Source organism: Flavihumibacter petaseus NBRC 106054 (assembly GCF_000974785.1).
Classification (GTDB): domain Bacteria; phylum Bacteroidota; class Bacteroidia; order Chitinophagales; family Chitinophagaceae; genus Flavihumibacter; species Flavihumibacter petaseus.
The window spans coordinates 645,140-661,486 of sequence record NZ_BBWV01000003.1 but is presented as its reverse complement, the minus strand read 5'-3'; the positions used below and the strand labels follow the sequence as shown (position 1 = coordinate 661,486).

The 16,347-nt window shown below is 51.0% G+C and carries 15 protein-coding genes; 8 read left to right on the top strand and 7 right to left on the bottom strand.

Going from position 1 to position 16,347, the window contains the following annotated elements; all coding sequences use genetic code 11:
• Positions 1–64 precede the first annotated feature (64 nt).
• Positions 65–745, bottom strand: coding sequence for a type 1 glutamine amidotransferase domain-containing protein (locus FPE01S_RS18150; RefSeq protein ID WP_046370434.1), 681 nt, complete (start codon positions 743–745; stop codon positions 65–67).
• A gap of 84 nt (positions 746–829) precedes the next feature.
• On the opposite strand from FPE01S_RS18150, the gene FPE01S_RS18145 reads away from it, so the two are divergent.
• The 5 genes from FPE01S_RS18145 to FPE01S_RS18125 all read left to right on the top strand — a co-directional run bounded on the left by FPE01S_RS18145 (position 830) and on the right by FPE01S_RS18125 (position 5,036).
• On the top strand, positions 830–1,444 hold the full coding sequence (locus FPE01S_RS18145) for a TetR/AcrR family transcriptional regulator (RefSeq protein WP_046370433.1): 615 nt from the start codon (positions 830–832) through the stop codon (positions 1,442–1,444).
• 29 nt (positions 1,445–1,473) lie between these two features.
• Positions 1,474–1,962 (top strand): acyl-CoA thioesterase, encoded by a 489-nt coding sequence (locus FPE01S_RS18140; protein ID WP_046370432.1) that lies wholly within the window; start codon positions 1,474–1,476, stop codon positions 1,960–1,962.
• Positions 1,959–2,483, top strand: coding sequence for a DinB family protein (locus FPE01S_RS18135; protein WP_046370431.1), 525 nt, complete (start codon positions 1,959–1,961; stop codon positions 2,481–2,483). The genes FPE01S_RS18140 and FPE01S_RS18135 overlap by 4 nt, the downstream gene beginning before the upstream one ends.
• Before the next feature lie 68 nt (positions 2,484–2,551).
• Positions 2,552–3,499, top strand: a complete 948-nt coding sequence (locus tag FPE01S_RS18130; RefSeq protein ID WP_083990318.1) for a glycosyl hydrolase family 18 protein — start codon at positions 2,552–2,554, stop codon at positions 3,497–3,499.
• A gap of 31 nt (positions 3,500–3,530) precedes the next feature.
• Entirely contained in the window at positions 3,531–5,036 is a 1,506-nt protein-coding gene (locus tag FPE01S_RS18125) for a family 43 glycosylhydrolase (protein WP_046370429.1), read from the top strand.
• A 3-nt stretch (positions 5,037–5,039) separates the two neighbouring features.
• On the opposite strand, the gene FPE01S_RS18120 is transcribed toward FPE01S_RS18125, so the two are convergent.
• The 4 genes from FPE01S_RS18120 to FPE01S_RS18105 form a co-directional block, all read right to left on the bottom strand.
• Positions 5,040–5,423, bottom strand: coding sequence for a response regulator (locus FPE01S_RS18120; RefSeq protein ID WP_046370428.1), 384 nt, complete (start codon positions 5,421–5,423; stop codon positions 5,040–5,042).
• 6 nt (positions 5,424–5,429) lie between these two features.
• Entirely contained in the window at positions 5,430–8,798 is a 3,369-nt protein-coding gene (locus FPE01S_RS18115; protein ID WP_052955987.1) for an ATP-binding protein, read from the bottom strand.
• 70 nt (positions 8,799–8,868) lie between these two features.
• A complete protein-coding gene (locus tag FPE01S_RS18110) occupies positions 8,869–9,816 on the bottom strand; it encodes a bifunctional helix-turn-helix transcriptional regulator/GNAT family N-acetyltransferase (RefSeq protein ID WP_046370427.1) in 948 nt (315 codons plus the stop codon).
• 47 nt (positions 9,817–9,863) lie between these two features.
• Positions 9,864–11,864 carry a glycoside hydrolase family 97 protein gene (locus FPE01S_RS18105; RefSeq protein WP_052955986.1) on the bottom strand — a complete coding sequence of 667 codons (2,001 nt, stop codon included), beginning with the start codon at positions 11,862–11,864 and terminating at the stop codon, positions 9,864–9,866.
• Positions 11,865–11,912: 48 nt separating this feature from the next.
• On the opposite strand from FPE01S_RS18105, the gene FPE01S_RS18100 reads away from it, so the two are divergent.
• The gene (locus FPE01S_RS18100) at positions 11,913–12,467 is read left to right on the top strand and encodes a DNA-3-methyladenine glycosylase I (RefSeq protein ID WP_046370426.1); all 555 of its coding nucleotides are present in this window, start codon (positions 11,913–11,915) and stop codon (positions 12,465–12,467) included.
• A gap of 94 nt (positions 12,468–12,561) precedes the next feature.
• Here FPE01S_RS18100 and FPE01S_RS18095 read toward each other — a convergent pair whose 3' ends face one another.
• Entirely contained in the window at positions 12,562–13,449 is an 888-nt protein-coding gene (locus tag FPE01S_RS18095; protein WP_046370425.1) for an NAD(P)H-binding protein, read from the bottom strand.
• An 86-nt stretch (positions 13,450–13,535) separates the two neighbouring features.
• On the opposite strand from FPE01S_RS18095, the gene FPE01S_RS18090 reads away from it, so the two are divergent.
• Positions 13,536–13,910, top strand: a complete 375-nt coding sequence (locus FPE01S_RS18090) for a winged helix-turn-helix transcriptional regulator (protein ID WP_046370424.1) — start codon at positions 13,536–13,538, stop codon at positions 13,908–13,910.
• A 4-nt stretch (positions 13,911–13,914) separates the two neighbouring features.
• Here FPE01S_RS18090 and FPE01S_RS18085 read toward each other — a convergent pair whose 3' ends face one another.
• Positions 13,915–14,211, bottom strand: a complete 297-nt coding sequence (locus FPE01S_RS18085) for a helix-hairpin-helix domain-containing protein (RefSeq protein WP_046370423.1) — start codon at positions 14,209–14,211, stop codon at positions 13,915–13,917.
• 100 nt (positions 14,212–14,311) lie between these two features.
• Here FPE01S_RS18085 and FPE01S_RS18080 point away from each other — a divergent pair, with 100 nt between their 5' ends.
• The gene (locus FPE01S_RS18080) at positions 14,312–16,345 is read left to right on the top strand and encodes a beta-L-arabinofuranosidase domain-containing protein (RefSeq protein ID WP_046370422.1); all 2,034 of its coding nucleotides are present in this window, start codon (positions 14,312–14,314) and stop codon (positions 16,343–16,345) included.
• Positions 16,346–16,347: the final 2 nt, after the last annotated feature.

The window sequence follows — 16,347 nt, the reverse complement described above, 5'->3', positions numbered from 1 at the left end:
CATAAACATGCTTGAATTGAACATCAATTTAATCAATGGACTTCAGTGTTGCAAACCCTTACCATCATTGCGATGCTTCAAGGAGCTTTCTGATCGCCTCTCCAACCCCGGCAGCCGATTGCGGATTCTGACCCGTTACGAGTCGCTGATCAGTCACCACATGTACCTGCCAGGGGGCCGACTTCTCATAGTCTCCGCCCTGCGCTCTCAGTTTATCTTCCAGCAAAAACGGAACAACCTCCGTGAGTCCCACAATCGATTCCTCCTCGTTGGAAATACCATTCACTTTTTTGCCCGCCACCAGGTAGCTGCCGTCACTTAGCTGCACGTTAACCAGTCCAGCTGGTCCATGACACACGGCTCCAACCACACCCTGCCGCTCGTAAATCGCTGCAGCAATACCAGCAATCCTTGAATCGAATGGTAGATCCCACATGGCCCCATGCCCACCGGCAAAATAAATGGCAACATAATCTTCCGGATGCACTTCTTCCGGCCGCAGGGTATGCTGGATTTTATTCCGGTACCAATCATTTCCCCAGAAAAGCCTGTTTTCAGGATCTTCCAGGTCGAAGCCGTCCACCGGCGGCTCTCCGCCCAGAGGGCTGACAAAGTCAATTTCATAACCGGCTTCAGTGAGCACTTTCCAGGGATGCGTCACTTCTCCGAGGTAATAACCGGTCTTCTGACCGGTATTCCCCTTCTCGCCATGACTGGTGAGAACGAATAATATTTTTTTGCTCATGATACCTTTGTAACAGGCGGGAAAAGCAATGGTTGAAAAAAAGTTATTATACCGATCGGTATTTTTATTTACCTTCGGTACCGCATGCCGGAAATACTATCCAAATCAGAACGGACGAGGCAGTTCATTATCGAGAAGACTGCCCCCATCTTCAATGCCAAAGGCTATGCAGGCACGTCGATGAGTGATCTCACTGAGGCGACCGGGCTGACCAAAGGCAGTATCTACGGAAACTTTGAGAATAAGGATGAAGTAGCACTGGCAGCATTTGATTATAATTTCGGGCGGATCACCGATTACATGAAAGAGCGGATCAAGGCATCAGACAATGCCATCGACCGGCTCCTCACGTACCCCAACGTTTACCGTAATTTTCTCAAAATACCCTTTCTGAAAACCGGTTGCCCTTTGCTCAACACTGCTGCAGAAGCTGATGATACCCATCCGCAACTGAAAAAGAAAGCCGCAGCTGCCCTGACCTTCTGGCGGACCTCCCTCGAAAACCAGGTGAAACGCGGCATCGCCAGGAATGAAATCAAATCCGGAACCGATCCCTACCAGTTCGCCGTGATCCTGATGTCGCTGCTGGAAGGCGCTGTATTGCAGGCTAAAGTGACCGGCAAATCCGCGGAACTGCAGGTGGCCATGGACTTTCTTGCTGACCTGATCCGGAACCTGAAAACAACGGGAGACAATTAATTTTTTTACCCAATAATATACCGATCGGTATGAAAAAAGTATTAGAAAGCCAGGTAAAGATCCGCTTCCATGATTGTGATCCTTTCAACCACCTGAACAATTCCCGTTACCTCGATTATATCTTTGCTGCACGCGAAGACCAGGTACTGGAGCATTATGACTTCGATATCTATCGCATTGCCCGGGAACACCACCGGGGCTGGGTGGTGGCACAGTCGCAGATCGCGTATCTTGCTCCGGCCTTTCTCAATGAGACAGTTACCATACAAACCCAATTGCTTTCCTTCACGGAACAACGCCTGTTGATGGAAGCAGTGATGTGGAATGCCGACAAAACTGTTCCCAAAGCGGTACTGTGGGCCACCTTCGCGCACATTAACCTCGCCACCCAACGCAGCCACCCGCACAGCGCAGAGCTGACTGAACTGTTCAGCCAGGTGGTCAACCCTTTGCCGGAGCCCCTTCCTTTCGAAGCAAGGGCAGCAGCTATCAAACTACAAAAACTCATTACCGCATGAAGTTTGACCTTAATCAATCTTATCCCATCCTCGAAAGAACCCCGCTGGTGCTGCAAACCCTGTTGCAGGGCCTTGACAGTACCTGGACGCATCAGCATGAGGGTCCGGACACGTGGAGCCCATTTGACGTGGTGGGCCACCTGATCGTTTGTGAGAAAACAGACTTTATCACCCGTACGCATATTATCCTCTCTGATGAAGCGGAGCGCAAATTTCCGCCGCTTGACATGACAGCGCAGTTCACGGAAAGCATAGGAAAAACCATGGACCAGCTATTGTCAGAATTTGCTTCCCTCAGGCGTGAAAAATTACAGGAACTAATGGCGCTTCAATTGCAGCCAGCTACGCTGCAGCGAACCGGTGCACACCAGGTACTCGGAGAGGTTTCCCTGAGCCAGCTGCTTGCCACCTGGGTGGCGCACGATATGGTTCATCTTGCCCAGATCGCCCGGGTAATGGCAAAGCAATACCGCGAGGCCATCGGCCCATTCCTCAGCTATATGCGGGTGATGCAGTCCTGATTGACACTAATGTGATGCCTGCACGGTAAAAAGCCGGAGGAAATGGTATCTATTAGTAAAACCATCCGATGCGTCTATACCTGATGTTGCTGCTGGCGATTTCCTGCACGAAGCCTGCCACCACCCAATCTGTCATGCCTAAACCATTCAGGATCGTTGCTTATGTACCCGAAGCAGATGTGACGTACCTGGACAGTATCCCTTATGATCGGGTGACGCACATCAACTATGCCTTTGTGAATCCGGCTGCTGATGGCACTTACCACGGTACCCTTTTCCTCGACAGCCTGGTTGCCAGGGCACACCGCAATCGTGTACAGGTGTTGCTGTCTGTTGGCGGTGGCAACCCACCTGGATATTTTAAAGCATTGCTTGCTCCAGGCGCCAGGCCTATGGTGATCCGTTCGCTGGTTCAGCTGCTCCTGAAATCCGGTGCTGACGGTATTGATATGGACCTGGAAGGGGATTTTATCACCGAACATTATGAAGGGTTTGTCAGTGAATTGAAAACGGCTCTCCCGGAAAATCATCAATCCTTCACTGCTGCATTAGCCACATGGTGCGGGGAGAGGGTCACCGCCAGGGCGCTGGAGGCATTCGATTTTATCAACATCATGTCGTATGACAAAACCGGCCCCTGGAATCCGGCACGACCTGGTCCATATTCGCCTTATGAAATGTCCCTGGAGGACCTTTATTACTGGAGTAATACGAGAAAGGTACACAAAGACCGCCTGGTACTCGGGGTACCCTTCTATGGCTATTATTTTGGTCCTGCGGGAGCTGGTTCTATGTCATTCGCCCGGATCGCAGTATTGGGAGACAACGCCGACCAGAATGATCAGTGGGACCTCGGTGGCGGCAATACGATCTACTACAATGGCATCCCTACCATTCAGCGAAAATCCCGGCTGGCCAGGGAAGAAGCTGCAGGCATCATGTTCTGGCAAACGTTCCAGGATCACCCCGGCGAACACTCGCTGCTTTCGGCCATCCTGGCCGCATTAAAAATGTAGGAATGATTTTTATCGGGATTATATTGCGGCTATGAAGAAGTTTGCTTCCGCCCTGTTGATCCCATTCCTGACGGTTGCCCTGCGGTTTTCCGCTTTTGCGCAACCTGCGTTTATACCCGGTGATTTTGCTGATCCCTCCGTTATCCGTGCCGGCAAACAATACTATGCCGTAGGTACTTCTTCTGAGTGGGCACCTCATTTTCCGATCTATGCATCACCCGATCTGCGCAGCTGGAAACAGGCAGGTTATGTTTTTGACAAGGCGCCGGCATGGACCTCCGGTTCTTTCTGGGCGCCGGAATATGTTTTCCGAAACAACCGCTATTATATCTACTATACAGCCAGGCGGAAAAAAGATGGTATCTCCTGTATCGGCGTAGCCAGTTCCCAATTTCCCAACCAGGGTTTTAAAGACCATGGCGTTGTTGTGGATTTCGGAAAGGAAGCCATTGACGCCTTCCTGGTACAGGATGGAAAAGACCTCTACATCACTTACAAGGCCTATGGACTGGACCAGCGTCCGATAGAAATTCTTGCCTTAAAGTTGTCTCCCGATGGCATGACCACCAGCGGCGAACCTGTTTCACTGCTGCGGGATGATCCGCGGATTGGCATGGAGGGACAGGCATTCCTGCAGCATAACGGTTACCACTACTTGTTTTACTCAGCGGGAAGTTGTTGCGGCACTTCCTGCTCCTACAATGTCCGGGTAGCGCGCTCCAGGAACTTTGCCGGTCCTTACGAAATATATAGCGGCAATCCATTGCTCGAAGGAAACAGCGACTGGACCTGCACCGGCCATGGCAGTTTCGTTACCGGCAGTGACCAGCAGGTCTGGTACCTGCATCATGCGTATAGCCGGAGCTCCGGAGTTTTCACGGGGAGGCAGGGAATGCTTGCCAGGTTGCAGTGGAACGACACCACCGGCTGGCCTTCCCTGGCAGCGCAAAGCGATCCCCCACCGCTGGCGAAAGACTTTATCTCCGACGAATTCGATGGACCGGTACCGGGTCTGTACTGGAATTGGGATTTCCGCCATGCGGCACCAGTTGTGCGCCAGGAAAAAAGCAACCTGGTACTTTCAGGAACTACCATCGGGGAGAACAGCACCGGTATCGCGCTCACCACGCGACCTGTTTCCGGCCGGTTTACTGCAGAAACAAAGGTGGTATTACCCAATGCTTCGCGACAGGGACTGGTCTTTTATGGTGATGCCAATGCGGCTGCAGGAATCTGCGTTTCCGGCAACGAAGTGGAAAGCTGGACGGTAACAAAATCAGGCTATAAAATGCTGGCAAAGACAACCATAAATCCTGCACTTCCTGTTGAATTGCAGATCAGGGCAAATGCTCCTGAACAGATACATTTTTATTTCAGGCAGAAGGGCCAGGAATGGCTGCCACTTCCCGGCGAGGGTCTGACAGACATTGGATTTTTGCCACAGTGGGATCGCAGCCCGCGCATCGGCCTGCTTTTCCAGGGAGACGCAGCAGCGAATGCCCGGTTCGATTATTTCCGGGTGACAGGTGTGGAATGATTATCACCGGAAATCCTGCAGGATCTGCTGCAGATCACGCTTCAGGCGGTTGTAATCATCTGGCTTGGCAAAAAAATGACGGGCGCCAAGTTGTTTTGTCCGTTCCTGTTCCGAGCGGATTCTGGAGGTCGTTATGATCACGATGGGAATGCCGGAAAGATCGTCATGCTGCTGTAGTGCAGTAAGGAATTCATAGCCATTCATGCGAGGCATATTCAGGTCGAGAAAAATGACGTCTGGCAACTTGCTGGCGGTGCGGAGATAAGCGAGTGCTTCGAGGCCATTGACGGTTTCGTCACAAGTGATCGATGTGTCAATTTCCTGGATGGCGTCCATGAACAAAAGACGATCATCTTCATCATCGTCAACCAGCAGAATTTTGAACATAGCAGTTTATATCGGTAAATATATGCTAAATGTTGCTCCTTCACCCGGTTGCCCGGTTGCTGTTATAAATCCATGATGATTCTGTACAATTCTTTTGCAGATTGCCAGGCCGATACCTGTTCCTGCATACAGGTCATTCCCGTGAAGACGCTGAAAAAGTTCAAAGATTTTCATGGCGTATTCCGGTTCAAAACCAATTCCATTGTCGGTGATGGTTAACCGCAGATAGTGGTCGGAATGCTGTGCACTTAAGACTGGAAGTTCCGCTGCGCGTACTACAGCAGTCCTGATGGTTATCAGCGGTTGTATGTCAGCCCTCGCGTATTTCAGTGCATTGGACAAAAGGTTGGAGAGTAATTGATGGAACTGGTGCGGAATGGCCTGGATCACAGGAAGTTGATCTGCATCAATAATTGCCATTTTCTCATCAATCTCTTCCTGTAGGTTTGTCTTCACATCCTGGAGCACGATATTCAGATCTGTCGCCTCAAAGGTTTTTTCTGGTGTACCTGCCCGCGAATAATCAAAAAGGGCATTGATCAGGTTCCGCATCTTCTGCGACGCTGCGACAATACGGGAAAAATAATCGCGTGTTTTGTCATTCAGCAATGCCCCCTGATCATCCATAATCCTGCCACTGAAGGTCTGTATTTTACGGAGCGGTTCCTGCAGATCATGGCTGGCTACATAGGTAAAGGACGCCAGTTCATCATTTTGCTGGATCAGCTCCTTGTTCACGCGTTCGAGGTTTTCCTTGGCGGAATTCAAAGCATCTGTCCTTTCCAGTACCATGGCTTCGAGTACAGTCTGGCTTTTTTCCAGTTGCCTGCGGGCCATCACCTGGTAGGTCAGGTCATTGGCAATCCCGATCAGACCAATGATATTACCCCTTTCATCCTTTCTGGGCTCAAAGGCGAAGGAAACATAAATAGCTTCCTCCTTACCGTTGCGGTTAACGAGCACCTTTGTCTCGGGCGACTGGTAACTGATTCCGGTACGATAAACCTCGGCTGCGATTTTATCGAACCCCTGTTCCTTAGCCTCGATCATCAGTTCCCAAAGCGGAGTATTCAGTGCCTGTTCACGGGTGCGGCCCCAATACAACAACATGGTTTCATTAACCAGTTCAATTACCAGGTTTTCACCCCTGTACATAGCAATACCAACAGGTGTTTGCTCAAACAGGTTCCGGATCTCTTTTTCATTGCGCTGCCTGATCCGCTGTGTCTTGATCTGGGATTTTATGCGGGCAAACAGTTCACGGGACGAAAATGGCTTAACCAGGTAGTCGTCAGCGCCGGTCTCCCAACCCTCTATCCTTGACTCCTCGCCGGCCCGTGCCGTTAACAGGATAACCGGCACATGAGAAATCGCAGGATCTTCTTTGATGGCATGCAGCAGCCCTATCCCATCCATCACCGGCATCATGATATCGCTCAGCACAAGATCGGGAGGACAGATTTTCATTTGCTGCAGCGCCTCCCTGCCATTCGCTGCCGTCAATATCTCAAAATGCGGGGAAAGCACTGACCGAAGATGCTGACGCATATCCGGATTATCATCCACCACCAGTACTATGGCACGGTCATCTGCCCTTTCCCGGTCGTCATTATTGCTATTGTCATGACCGCTTACCAGGTCATTCCATTCCTCAATGGCGGGAAAATTGATATCGGACAATTCAACAGGTAAGGTGCTGCTATGTGCTTTTCTCAATGGGATAGTTACCCGGAAGCTACTGCCCTTTCCGACCTCGCTCTCCACAGCCACCTCACCATGGTGCAACGCTACCAATTCCTTCACCATGGAAAGGCCGATGCCGGTGCCTTCAAATGACCTTCCATCGCTCTGCTGCACCCGGTAAAACCGATCAAACAATTTTGGAATCTCGGAAGCCGGAATTCCAACACCTGAATCTGCCACCGTGAATACCAGATTATCACCCGACCGGTTAAGGCAGACCCTTACGTTTCCCTGCAGCGTATATTTATAGGCGTTAGAGATAAGATTAAATACAATCCTTTCCCACATTTGCCTGTCCACCATAACCTCCGGTAGCAACTGGTCAAGTTCCACCAGCAATTTCACATCGGCCTTCTCAAACAACGACTGGAAGTTACCTGCCAGGTTACGGGTGAAAGTGACAAGATCTGTAGGTTCGACATTCGCCTTTTGTTTCCCGGATTCTATCTGGCTGAAGTCGAGCAGGTTGTTCACCAGCCGGAGCAGCCGCAATGCATTGCGGTGGGTGGTTGCGATCTGGTGACTGATCTCCGGAGGCAACGGTTTCGTGTCCCGAAGCAACGCTTCCAGCGGGCTCAGGATCAGGGTCAACGGGGTGCGGAATTCGTGGCTGATATTGCTGAAAAAAATCGTCTTGGCTTTATCGAGTTCTTCCAGTGCTTCCCTTCTTCTACGCTCCGTTGCAGCTTCCAGTACTATCCGGCTTTCATGACTTACCTGTGCCGCAACAAGTTCCACGAAATTGGAAAAAGTATTGTCGAATTTGCGATAAGGATTCAATCCCAGTATCAGAACCGCCAGCGGCTGTTCCTCCTGAATACCTTTGATCGCTACAGTGGCCAATTGCCGGGGCGCTTCATCCCATGGACCCTTTGGCAGGTGGTGCGGAATGGTTGCAGCATCAATCAGCGCGGTAGTGCTATTGTCGGAAAAAGCCTGCCGGGCGATGGCATCAAGCCAGGGTGCCGGTTCGATACCGGAATGTGCAGGCTCCTCCGGATCAGGTGTATACAACAGTGCAAAAGGAAAATCCCTGTCGTTTCCTGCAAGAACACCGATCACCTCCCGGAACAAATCCTTCAGGTTGTCCTGTTTTCTGATAGCACCCAGTTCCTGCAAGGTCTTTAAGGAACGCGCGGTGATGATCTGCTCCGTACTGGCCGTATTGTAACAAATCATCCCTGCAGTATCACCATCGCTTCCCGGAATTGGTGAAAAAGAAAAAGTGTAATAGGTTTCCTCACGATAGCCGTACCGCTCCATAATGAGCAATTGCGATTCTGCATAAACACCCACATTTTTTTCCATCAGCTCTGACAGGCGTGGCTCCATATAATCCCAGATCTCCCGCCACACGACCGATGCAGGTTTTCCAAGCGCCCAGGGATGTTTTCCACCGACGATCGCTTTATAGGGATCATTGTACAACTTGATCATATCCGGTCCCCAGCCGATCCATATCGGCTGCGAGGACGTCAGCATGATGCGCACGCAGGTTTTGAGACTTTGGTCCCACTGTTGAGGAGGGCCGAGCGGGTTGTCGGACCAGTTATATCCGCGGATCAGCGCACCCATTTCGCCACCCCCGGAAAGGAAATCAAGTTGTTTATCAGCCTTTGACGCCATCTCCATGAGGAATGATTGAGCCTTTCGAATGTAGGGGTAAAAGCAATTGCAGTGCCATCAGCAGTTGTTGAAAAAATTACACAACCAGCGCCATTTGAATATTGCACCTTTCGTAAGGCGTCGCGTGCCCTGCTACTTTTTCAAAGCCCAGCTTATGATACAGGTTGATAGCCGGCTTCAGGATAGTATTGCTTTCCAGGTATAGATTCGTGGCGCCGAGTTCCTTCGCTTTTCCGATTGCCGCCTGCCCCAGCAACAAACCTATATTCTTTCCCCGGGCTTCCGGTGACACGGCCATCTTGGCCAGTTCGAAATCATAAACCGGGTCGTTCATTTTGATCAATGCAACTGCACCTACCGGCTGATTGTCCAACAGCGCGATCAGGATCGCGCCTCCTTTATCAAGGATATACTTCTTCGGATGATCCAGCGCCTTATAGTCGGCGGCTTCCATTTTAAAATAGGTGGAGATCCATTGTTCGTTCAGCGCCCGGAAGGCTGCTGCATGGCGGGGCTGAAAATCGACGATTACTACTTCTGCGCTTTCCCTTTTTTTCCGCTGGGCCTCCACACGCCTGAAAAGGCTCTTTTGTTCCAGCAGAAACTCCCATTCCCCGATTGCTTTCCACAGGTCATTCCTGGTAGCCTGCAGGATCTCTTCCACAGCAGCTTCCACATCCTGTAACTGTGTAGCCAGCTTCTCCGCGGCTTTTTTTCCCTTTGCCGTCAGCGATACAAGATTCCGGCGGCCATCCTGCGGGTCTTTTTTCTCTTTCACAAGGCCATCTGCCACCATTTCGGAAACGATCTTACTCACAGAGGGATGGGAATGACCGATCTTCCTGGCGATTCCGGTGACAGATTCTCCACCCTCGCACAACAAATGAAATACAGGAAACCATTTTGGTTGCAGGTTAACCTGATACAACTGGTAAATCTTTTCAGCATCCGCGGTAATGATGTCGGTCAGCATGCGCAACCTGCTACCTATAGCGACCTTTCCCGCCTGGTCATAAAACTCCATATCTAAACAATTACGTAACTGATTACGTAAATATAAGCGTTTCCCGGCTAATCGGCCAGCTTTTCAATTTTCACCAAAAATCCCCCGCCGGCTGCCATGGCCAGTTCCAGCCTGCTGGTGTTGCTGAATGCCTGGCGGCCGATGGAATAATCCGCAGGGTATTTTTCCGCATTCAGGCCATCGCGGCAGATGGTTGCCTGGTAATTGCCGGCTTCCAGGAAATCACCCTCCAGCACAAAAATCCGCGGTGACCAGTTGGTGATACCTGCCACATACCAGGTATTGCCTTTCCTTCTTGCCGTTACCAGATGCTCTCCTGCCCTGCCAGCCAGGATCCTGGTTTCGTCCCAGAGGGTTGGAATTTCACCCAGCAATTCCATAAAGGCCGGTTCAGTGATCGCTTGTGAAGGGTTTCCCACGAAAAACTGGATGGGACTGTCATATACACCATACATAGCCAGTTGGTGGCAACGGGTACCCGCGCTCATTACAAAACCTTCAATAGCGCGGAAACTCTTCCGGCTGGCATTATTGAGCAAACCCGGCTCATAGTCCAGGGGGCCGGCAACCATACGAACAAAGGGAAGCCACGTGTCGTGCTCAGGCGTCACCCGGTCACTCCAGATATTATATTCTGAACCAAGCACTCCCTCGCGCGCCACTGCATTGGGCCAGGTGCGGTTAAAGCCTTTTGGCGGAAACGAACCATGAAACATGATCATGATCTTCTGACCGGCACAGGCTTTGGCAATCCGGTGATGAAAATCAACTGCCACCTGGTCATCGCGGTTGATAAAATCTGTCATGATGAAATCCACACCCCATTTCCTGAAGACGGGCAGGATGCTGTCCAGCTGCCTGTCCAGTGTCAGCGCGAGCGTCCAGAGGGCGATCTTTACCCCTTTTTCCCTGGCATAGGCGGTGAGCGAATCCATATTGATCTGCGGAATCACTTTGAACAGGTCATTGTTGTCGCTCCAGCCCGCATCCAGCATAACGCGGTCAATACCGAACCTTGCAGCAAAATCCACATAGTATTTATAAGTCTCAGTATTGCGTCCGGCTTTGAAAGGCAGGTGATAGAGATTGAGGTCGATGATCCACTCATCCGTGATATTGCCCGGCCTGATCCAGGACGTTTCGGTTAGCCGGGAAGGCGATGCTAGCCTGTACACGATATCGTTGCCGGGCAGCTCCTTTTCGTCAACTGCAATGGCCATAATCCGCCAGGGAAAACTATTGCTGCCGGTGGTCCGCGCAAGAAATCCGGTACGCGCAGTCACTTTTTTTTGCGAAAATTCCCCGCTGTCAATGATCACCTTTTCAGGGTATGCTGCGAAAACAGCCTGCAGCGACAAGGGATCAGCAGGTGCGTTTCCGCGGGTCAGAAACATGCCCGGATAATGTTCCAGGTCTGACTCCGTAAGCACGATGGTGGGTAACCCGGCATTGCGGATCATGACTGGTGAATAGGTCAGTGCCGTTGAAGCCAGCGTATCGAGCCCAACAACACTGTAGGTATCTTCAAAACTTTGCTGGAAACGGTCTGCTGCAGATTCCGGCAGTAGTGGTAGTATGGTTACGGGCTTCCCGGGGAAACTAAAAATTGCAGTCTCCTGCCTGATCACCATACTGTCGGCAAATCCTGAGATGATCCGGTAGGCAACCCCATCGTCATAAGCGCGGAATACCACTTTATAGCCACTCCTGAAATTCAGGATGAGTTGCCGATAGTGATCAGGAATCCTGATTCTTTTCTCCGGAACCGGGGACACGATCGTATCCTTCACCTCATGGTTTTCAACCCGTCGCCATGGCCCGGAAGCCGACAGCGCCGGCTTATCCACCGGCATGATGTCGACCGTACCTTTCTGCAGGATAACCTGTTCCCTGTACCAAACCGTAAAGTGCAGCTGCTTTTCCTGCCAGATCTTCACCCTGATATTGCCGGAAGGCGCTGCAAGTTTCAGGCTATCGGTTGCGGCTTGCAGCTTCGGTGCAATGACCAGTCCCATTACCAGTATCGCGAAACGCAGTGGATAAAACATGCAATCGTTTTAACTTGCCTGAAAATACAATATTCAAACAGAATGGCTATGTCTTATTGCAACGCAATTACAGCGATGACGGGTGAACGGCAGGCATTGCATGCAGCCTATCATGATCACCTTTATGGCTTTCCGATTCTGGACGACGATGCGTTATTCGGCAGGCTGATCCTTGAAATTAACCAGGCAGGATTAAGCTGGGAGACTATCCTGAAAAAAGAGCCGGCTTTCCGGAAAGCATATCATGATTACAGCATAACCAGGATTGCCGGGTATGGAGAAAAGGACAGGAACCGGTTATTGCAGGATGCCGGCATTATCCGAAACAGGCTGAAAATAAATGCCGCAATTGAAAACGCGAAAGTTATCCTTGAGCTGCAGAAAAATTTCGGTTCATTCCGCCAGTGGCTCGATCACCATCATCTGTTGTCAAAGGAGGAATGGATCAGGTTGTTTAAAAAACATTTCCGGTTCACCGGCGGTGAGATCGTAGGCGAGTTCCTGATGAGCACCGGGTATTTGCCTGGCGCGCATTCGGAGGACTGCCCGGTGTATAAAAAAGTGCTGAAGGCAAAACCGAAATGGGTGGAGAAAAAAGTTTAGCAGTTTGGTTGTTTAAAGGTTTAGAAGTTGCCGCCACTGCAGTATGCTTCACCCGCAGGGTGCGCAACTTCTAAACTACTATACTTATAACCCTCTAACCAGCACTATACGCTGCTGCAAACTCATTGGCAAATTCTTCCAGCTTCACCTTCCCCGGTTGCTCAGGCCGATGTTGCTCATAACCTGGCAGCAGCGAGCCGTTCCTTACTGCCTGTCCCATTTCAACAAAAAGCCGGGCAGCTTCATCCGGCAGGCCTGCCCCGCGCAAACCTTCCAAAGCAGCATCGTCAGTAAATGCCACCCAGGGCAACTCAGGTTTTCCAATGGCTTTCCCCAACACAGCCGCAACCTCCCCCAATGTCCGTTCATCACTTACTACATACCTTACGTGGTGATTGCTGTTCAGATCTGTCAGCTCTTCCGCCGCAGCTGCAGCAATATCACTCGGATGAACCATCGGCAGCCGGTTTTCCGCAGCATAATTTGAACCAATGATCCCGGATTCACGGATCATGCCCAGGTTACCGAGAAAATTAAGGTAAAAGAATCCCGCACGCAGGTTGGTCACATTCACCCCTTCCAGGGTATCCAGCAAAGCTTCTGCTACATGCAATCCGGCAATGGGACCCGTTCCGGAAGGAAGTTCAGCACCAATGCTGCTCAGGTTCACGACACGCTTCACGCCCGCTGCCCGAAGTGCGCGGGTAATGCAGGCGGCAATATGTTCCATATGCAACCGGTAGGAATTGCTCATTACATTCGGCGGTATCATCGTGTACACGGCATCCGCGCCCCTGAAAGCTGTTGTCAGAAAAGTTACATCATCCAGTGAGCCGATGGCGGCCGTTGCACCCACCTGTTCTATAGCTGCTTTCCGTGATGGATCACTGCTGATCACGGTTACCTTGTGCCCCTGCTTTACCAGTGAAACTGCCAGCGGCCTGCCTGTATTTCCCAGTGATCCTGTCAATACGATATTCATATTTGGAGATTTTGAAACACAAAGCTAGTTTTGTACTTACTTTTTGACAAGTACTTACCCTAAAGTAGGTTCCTAAACAGGCCAGTATGACAGCTATAAAACCAAGTTCAACCCGCCAGGAAAACAGGCAGACCGCCATCGCTGCCTGTCCCGTTTCGTTTGTAATGGATAAGATCGGGGGCAACTGGAAACCTGTGATCCTTTTCCAGATGATGAGCGGTGCCAAACGATATAGTGAAATAAAAAAAGCCATCCCCACAATTACAGAAAAAGTGCTGATTCAACACCTGAAACAGCTTCAGGATGACGGACTGGTATTGAGGAAAGCTCTTGACGTGGTGCCGCCACACGTGGAATACAGATTAAGCAAATCCGGGCAGGCGCTGACACCTGTGTTGAATGCCATGGCAGCCTGGGCATTTGAACACCGTGAGTTCGGAGGAAGAAAGGCTTCCCGGTAACCATCTACCTGCCAACCCATTTCAGTCCGGCTTCGCTGAAAGCCGCTTCCAGGCGGGGAATGGTAGAAGGACCGATACCGTGAAGTGCCAGCAGCTTTTCCGCAGACCACGCAGATAATGCCTCCAGTGTCGTTATTCCGGCATTTTCAAGGGCTCTTCGGGCCGGAGCAGACAGTTTGGCCATCCACCCGCTTTCAGGCGCCCTGAGCGCCTCGCAAACGGGACAGGTGGGACAATCACTTGATTTTTCGTACCGATGCCCATTGGGGCAGGTTTTCAATTGTGGTTTCCGCGCTGGCATAGGTTAATTTATTCAATTTCATTCAATCTTTCCCTTATTTGTATCCGGGAAAATGGCGTAATGCTGTTACCAATATTTTTGGACCGCAAAAATTTCTGATATGAGCATATTACGATTGCTGCTGGTTGCGGCGATGGTCACGGCAACTACCGTTCACGCGCAACCGATCAACGGCAAAGCTTCCTATAACCAGTACCTGCAAACGAAGTCCCCCCTGCGGCAGAACTCCTACAAAGCACTTCCGTTGGGTGCCATCCGTCCCGAAGGCTGGTTAAGAGAAATGCTCCTTCGTCAGAAAGATGGTGCCACCGGGAAGCTGGACAGCCTTTACCCACTGGTGATGGGTTCCCGCAATGGATGGCTTGGCGGTGATGGCGATCAGTGGGAACGCGGTCCGTACTGGATAGATGGATTGCTGCCGCTCGCTTATATCCTGCAGGATCAGGCACTGCAGAAAAAAGTAAAACCATGGGTGGAATGGGCGATCAATAGCCAGCAACCCGATGGATACTTCGGTCCCTCACGTGATTATGGTGCCGAACCCGGCGTACAACGTGACAATAGCCGCGACTGGTGGCCAAAAATGGTTATGCTGAAAGTGCTGCAACAATATTATTCCGCTACCGGAGATCAGCGCGTTATCACGCTGTTGTCAAATTACTTCCATTTTCAACTGAAAGAACTGCCGCAGAAGCCTCTCGATCACTGGACCTTCTGGGCAAAGTACCGTGCCGGTGACAACCTCCAGGTAGTCTATTGGTTGTATAATATCACGGGAGACAAAGCCCTCCTGGAACTCGGCGACCTGCTCCACCGGCAGACCTTCGACTACAGCACCGCATTCCTGGATACCGACCTGTTATCCCGCACCAACAGTATCCATGGCGTCAATCTTGCGCAGGGAATAAAGGAACCGGCGATCTATTACCAGCACCACCCTGAGAAGCGATACCTGGATGCACTGGACAAAGGTCTCCATGACCTCCGCAAATTCAACGGCATGGCGCACGGACTTTATGGCGCTGATGAAGGCCTTCATGGCAACAACCCAACGCAGGGTTCCGAATTGTGTACCGCCGTGGAAATGATGTTCTCCCTGGAAAGCATGCTCGAGATCACCGGCAATGTCAGCTACGCAGATCAGATCGAAAAAATCGCCTTCAATGCATTGCCAACGCAAACGACACCCGATTATATGGCCAGGCAGTATTTCCAGCAGGCCAACCAGGTAATGCTCACCCGCCATCCGAGGAATTTTGATGTCAACCACTCGGGTACTGACCTTTGTTATGGCTTGTTGACGGGTTATCCCTGCTGCACCTCGAATATGCACCAGGGCTGGCCGAAATTCACACAGAACCTTTGGTATGCAACTCCCGACCAGGGACTGGCGGCAATGCTTTATGGTCCTTCCAGCGTAAACATGCTGGTAGGTAACGGACAGCCGGTGACGATCAGGGAAGAAACCGGGTATCCTTTTGAAGAATCGATCCGGTTCAGCATCACACCCGGCAACAAACAAAAAACCATCACTTTCCCCCTTCATCTCCGTGTACCGCAATGGTGTAAAAAAGCAACGGTGCTGCTGAACGGACAACTGTTGCAGGAAGCGCAGGCCGGGCAGGTACTCGTATTGCGGCGTACCTGGAAAACGGGTGATCAGGTTACCCTGCAATTGCCCATGCATATCTTCCGTGAACGCTGGCATGAAAACACCGCTTCTGTAGAACGTGGTCCCATCACCTATGCACTCAAAATCGGGACAGCGAAAAAGCTGGTCAACAACGACCGCGATCCTGTTGATTATGGCAAAACTTATACTGAACTCAGGCCCACCACACCCTGGAATTATGCGTTGCTCAATGCTCCTGCTGACAAATGGGGAGACCTCTTTACTGTGGAGAAAGCGCCAGCAGTTTCACTTTACCCGTGGACTACCACAACTGCCCCCGTAACGCTGAAAAGCAGGGGTAAAAGACTTCCTTTCTGGACGCTTTACAACGAAATGACCGGACCAGTACCGTATAGCCCGGGATATGGGCTGGAAACCGCTCCTGAAACGGAAGAAATCGAGCTGATTCCTTATGGCTGCACCGAATTGCGTATTGCTCAGTTCCCCGTGGTCGATCGCTGACC

What these genes read in the sequence shown, in the direction of transcription:
- FPE01S_RS18150 (WP_046370434.1), bottom strand. Translation starts at nt 745, where the DNA reads ATGAGCAAAAAAATATTATTCGTTCTCACCAGTCATGGCGAGAAGGGG.
- FPE01S_RS18090 (WP_046370424.1), top strand. Translation starts at nt 13,536, where the DNA reads ATGACAGCTATAAAACCAAGTTCAACCCGCCAGGAAAACAGGCAGACC.
- FPE01S_RS18120 (WP_046370428.1), bottom strand. Translation starts at nt 5,423, where the DNA reads ATGTTCAAAATTCTGCTGGTTGACGATGATGAAGATGATCGTCTTTTG.
- FPE01S_RS18105 (WP_052955986.1), bottom strand. Translation starts at nt 11,864, where the DNA reads ATGTTTTATCCACTGCGTTTCGCGATACTGGTAATGGGACTGGTCATT.
- FPE01S_RS18095 (WP_046370425.1), bottom strand. Translation starts at nt 13,449, where the DNA reads ATGAATATCGTATTGACAGGATCACTGGGAAATACAGGCAGGCCGCTG.
- FPE01S_RS18125 (WP_046370429.1), top strand. Translation starts at nt 3,531, where the DNA reads ATGAAGAAGTTTGCTTCCGCCCTGTTGATCCCATTCCTGACGGTTGCC.
- FPE01S_RS18145 (WP_046370433.1), top strand. Translation starts at nt 830, where the DNA reads ATGCCGGAAATACTATCCAAATCAGAACGGACGAGGCAGTTCATTATC.
- FPE01S_RS18140 (WP_046370432.1), top strand. Translation starts at nt 1,474, where the DNA reads ATGAAAAAAGTATTAGAAAGCCAGGTAAAGATCCGCTTCCATGATTGT.
- FPE01S_RS18085 (WP_046370423.1), bottom strand. Translation starts at nt 14,211, where the DNA reads ATGCCAGCGCGGAAACCACAATTGAAAACCTGCCCCAATGGGCATCGG.
- FPE01S_RS18080 (WP_046370422.1), top strand. Translation starts at nt 14,312, where the DNA reads ATGAGCATATTACGATTGCTGCTGGTTGCGGCGATGGTCACGGCAACT.
- FPE01S_RS18135 (WP_046370431.1), top strand. Translation starts at nt 1,959, where the DNA reads ATGAAGTTTGACCTTAATCAATCTTATCCCATCCTCGAAAGAACCCCG.
- FPE01S_RS18115 (WP_052955987.1), bottom strand. Translation starts at nt 8,798, where the DNA reads ATGGAGATGGCGTCAAAGGCTGATAAACAACTTGATTTCCTTTCCGGG.
- FPE01S_RS18100 (WP_046370426.1), top strand. Translation starts at nt 11,913, where the DNA reads ATGTCTTATTGCAACGCAATTACAGCGATGACGGGTGAACGGCAGGCA.
- FPE01S_RS18110 (WP_046370427.1), bottom strand. Translation starts at nt 9,816, where the DNA reads ATGGAGTTTTATGACCAGGCGGGAAAGGTCGCTATAGGTAGCAGGTTG.
- FPE01S_RS18130 (WP_083990318.1), top strand. Translation starts at nt 2,552, where the DNA reads ATGCGTCTATACCTGATGTTGCTGCTGGCGATTTCCTGCACGAAGCCT.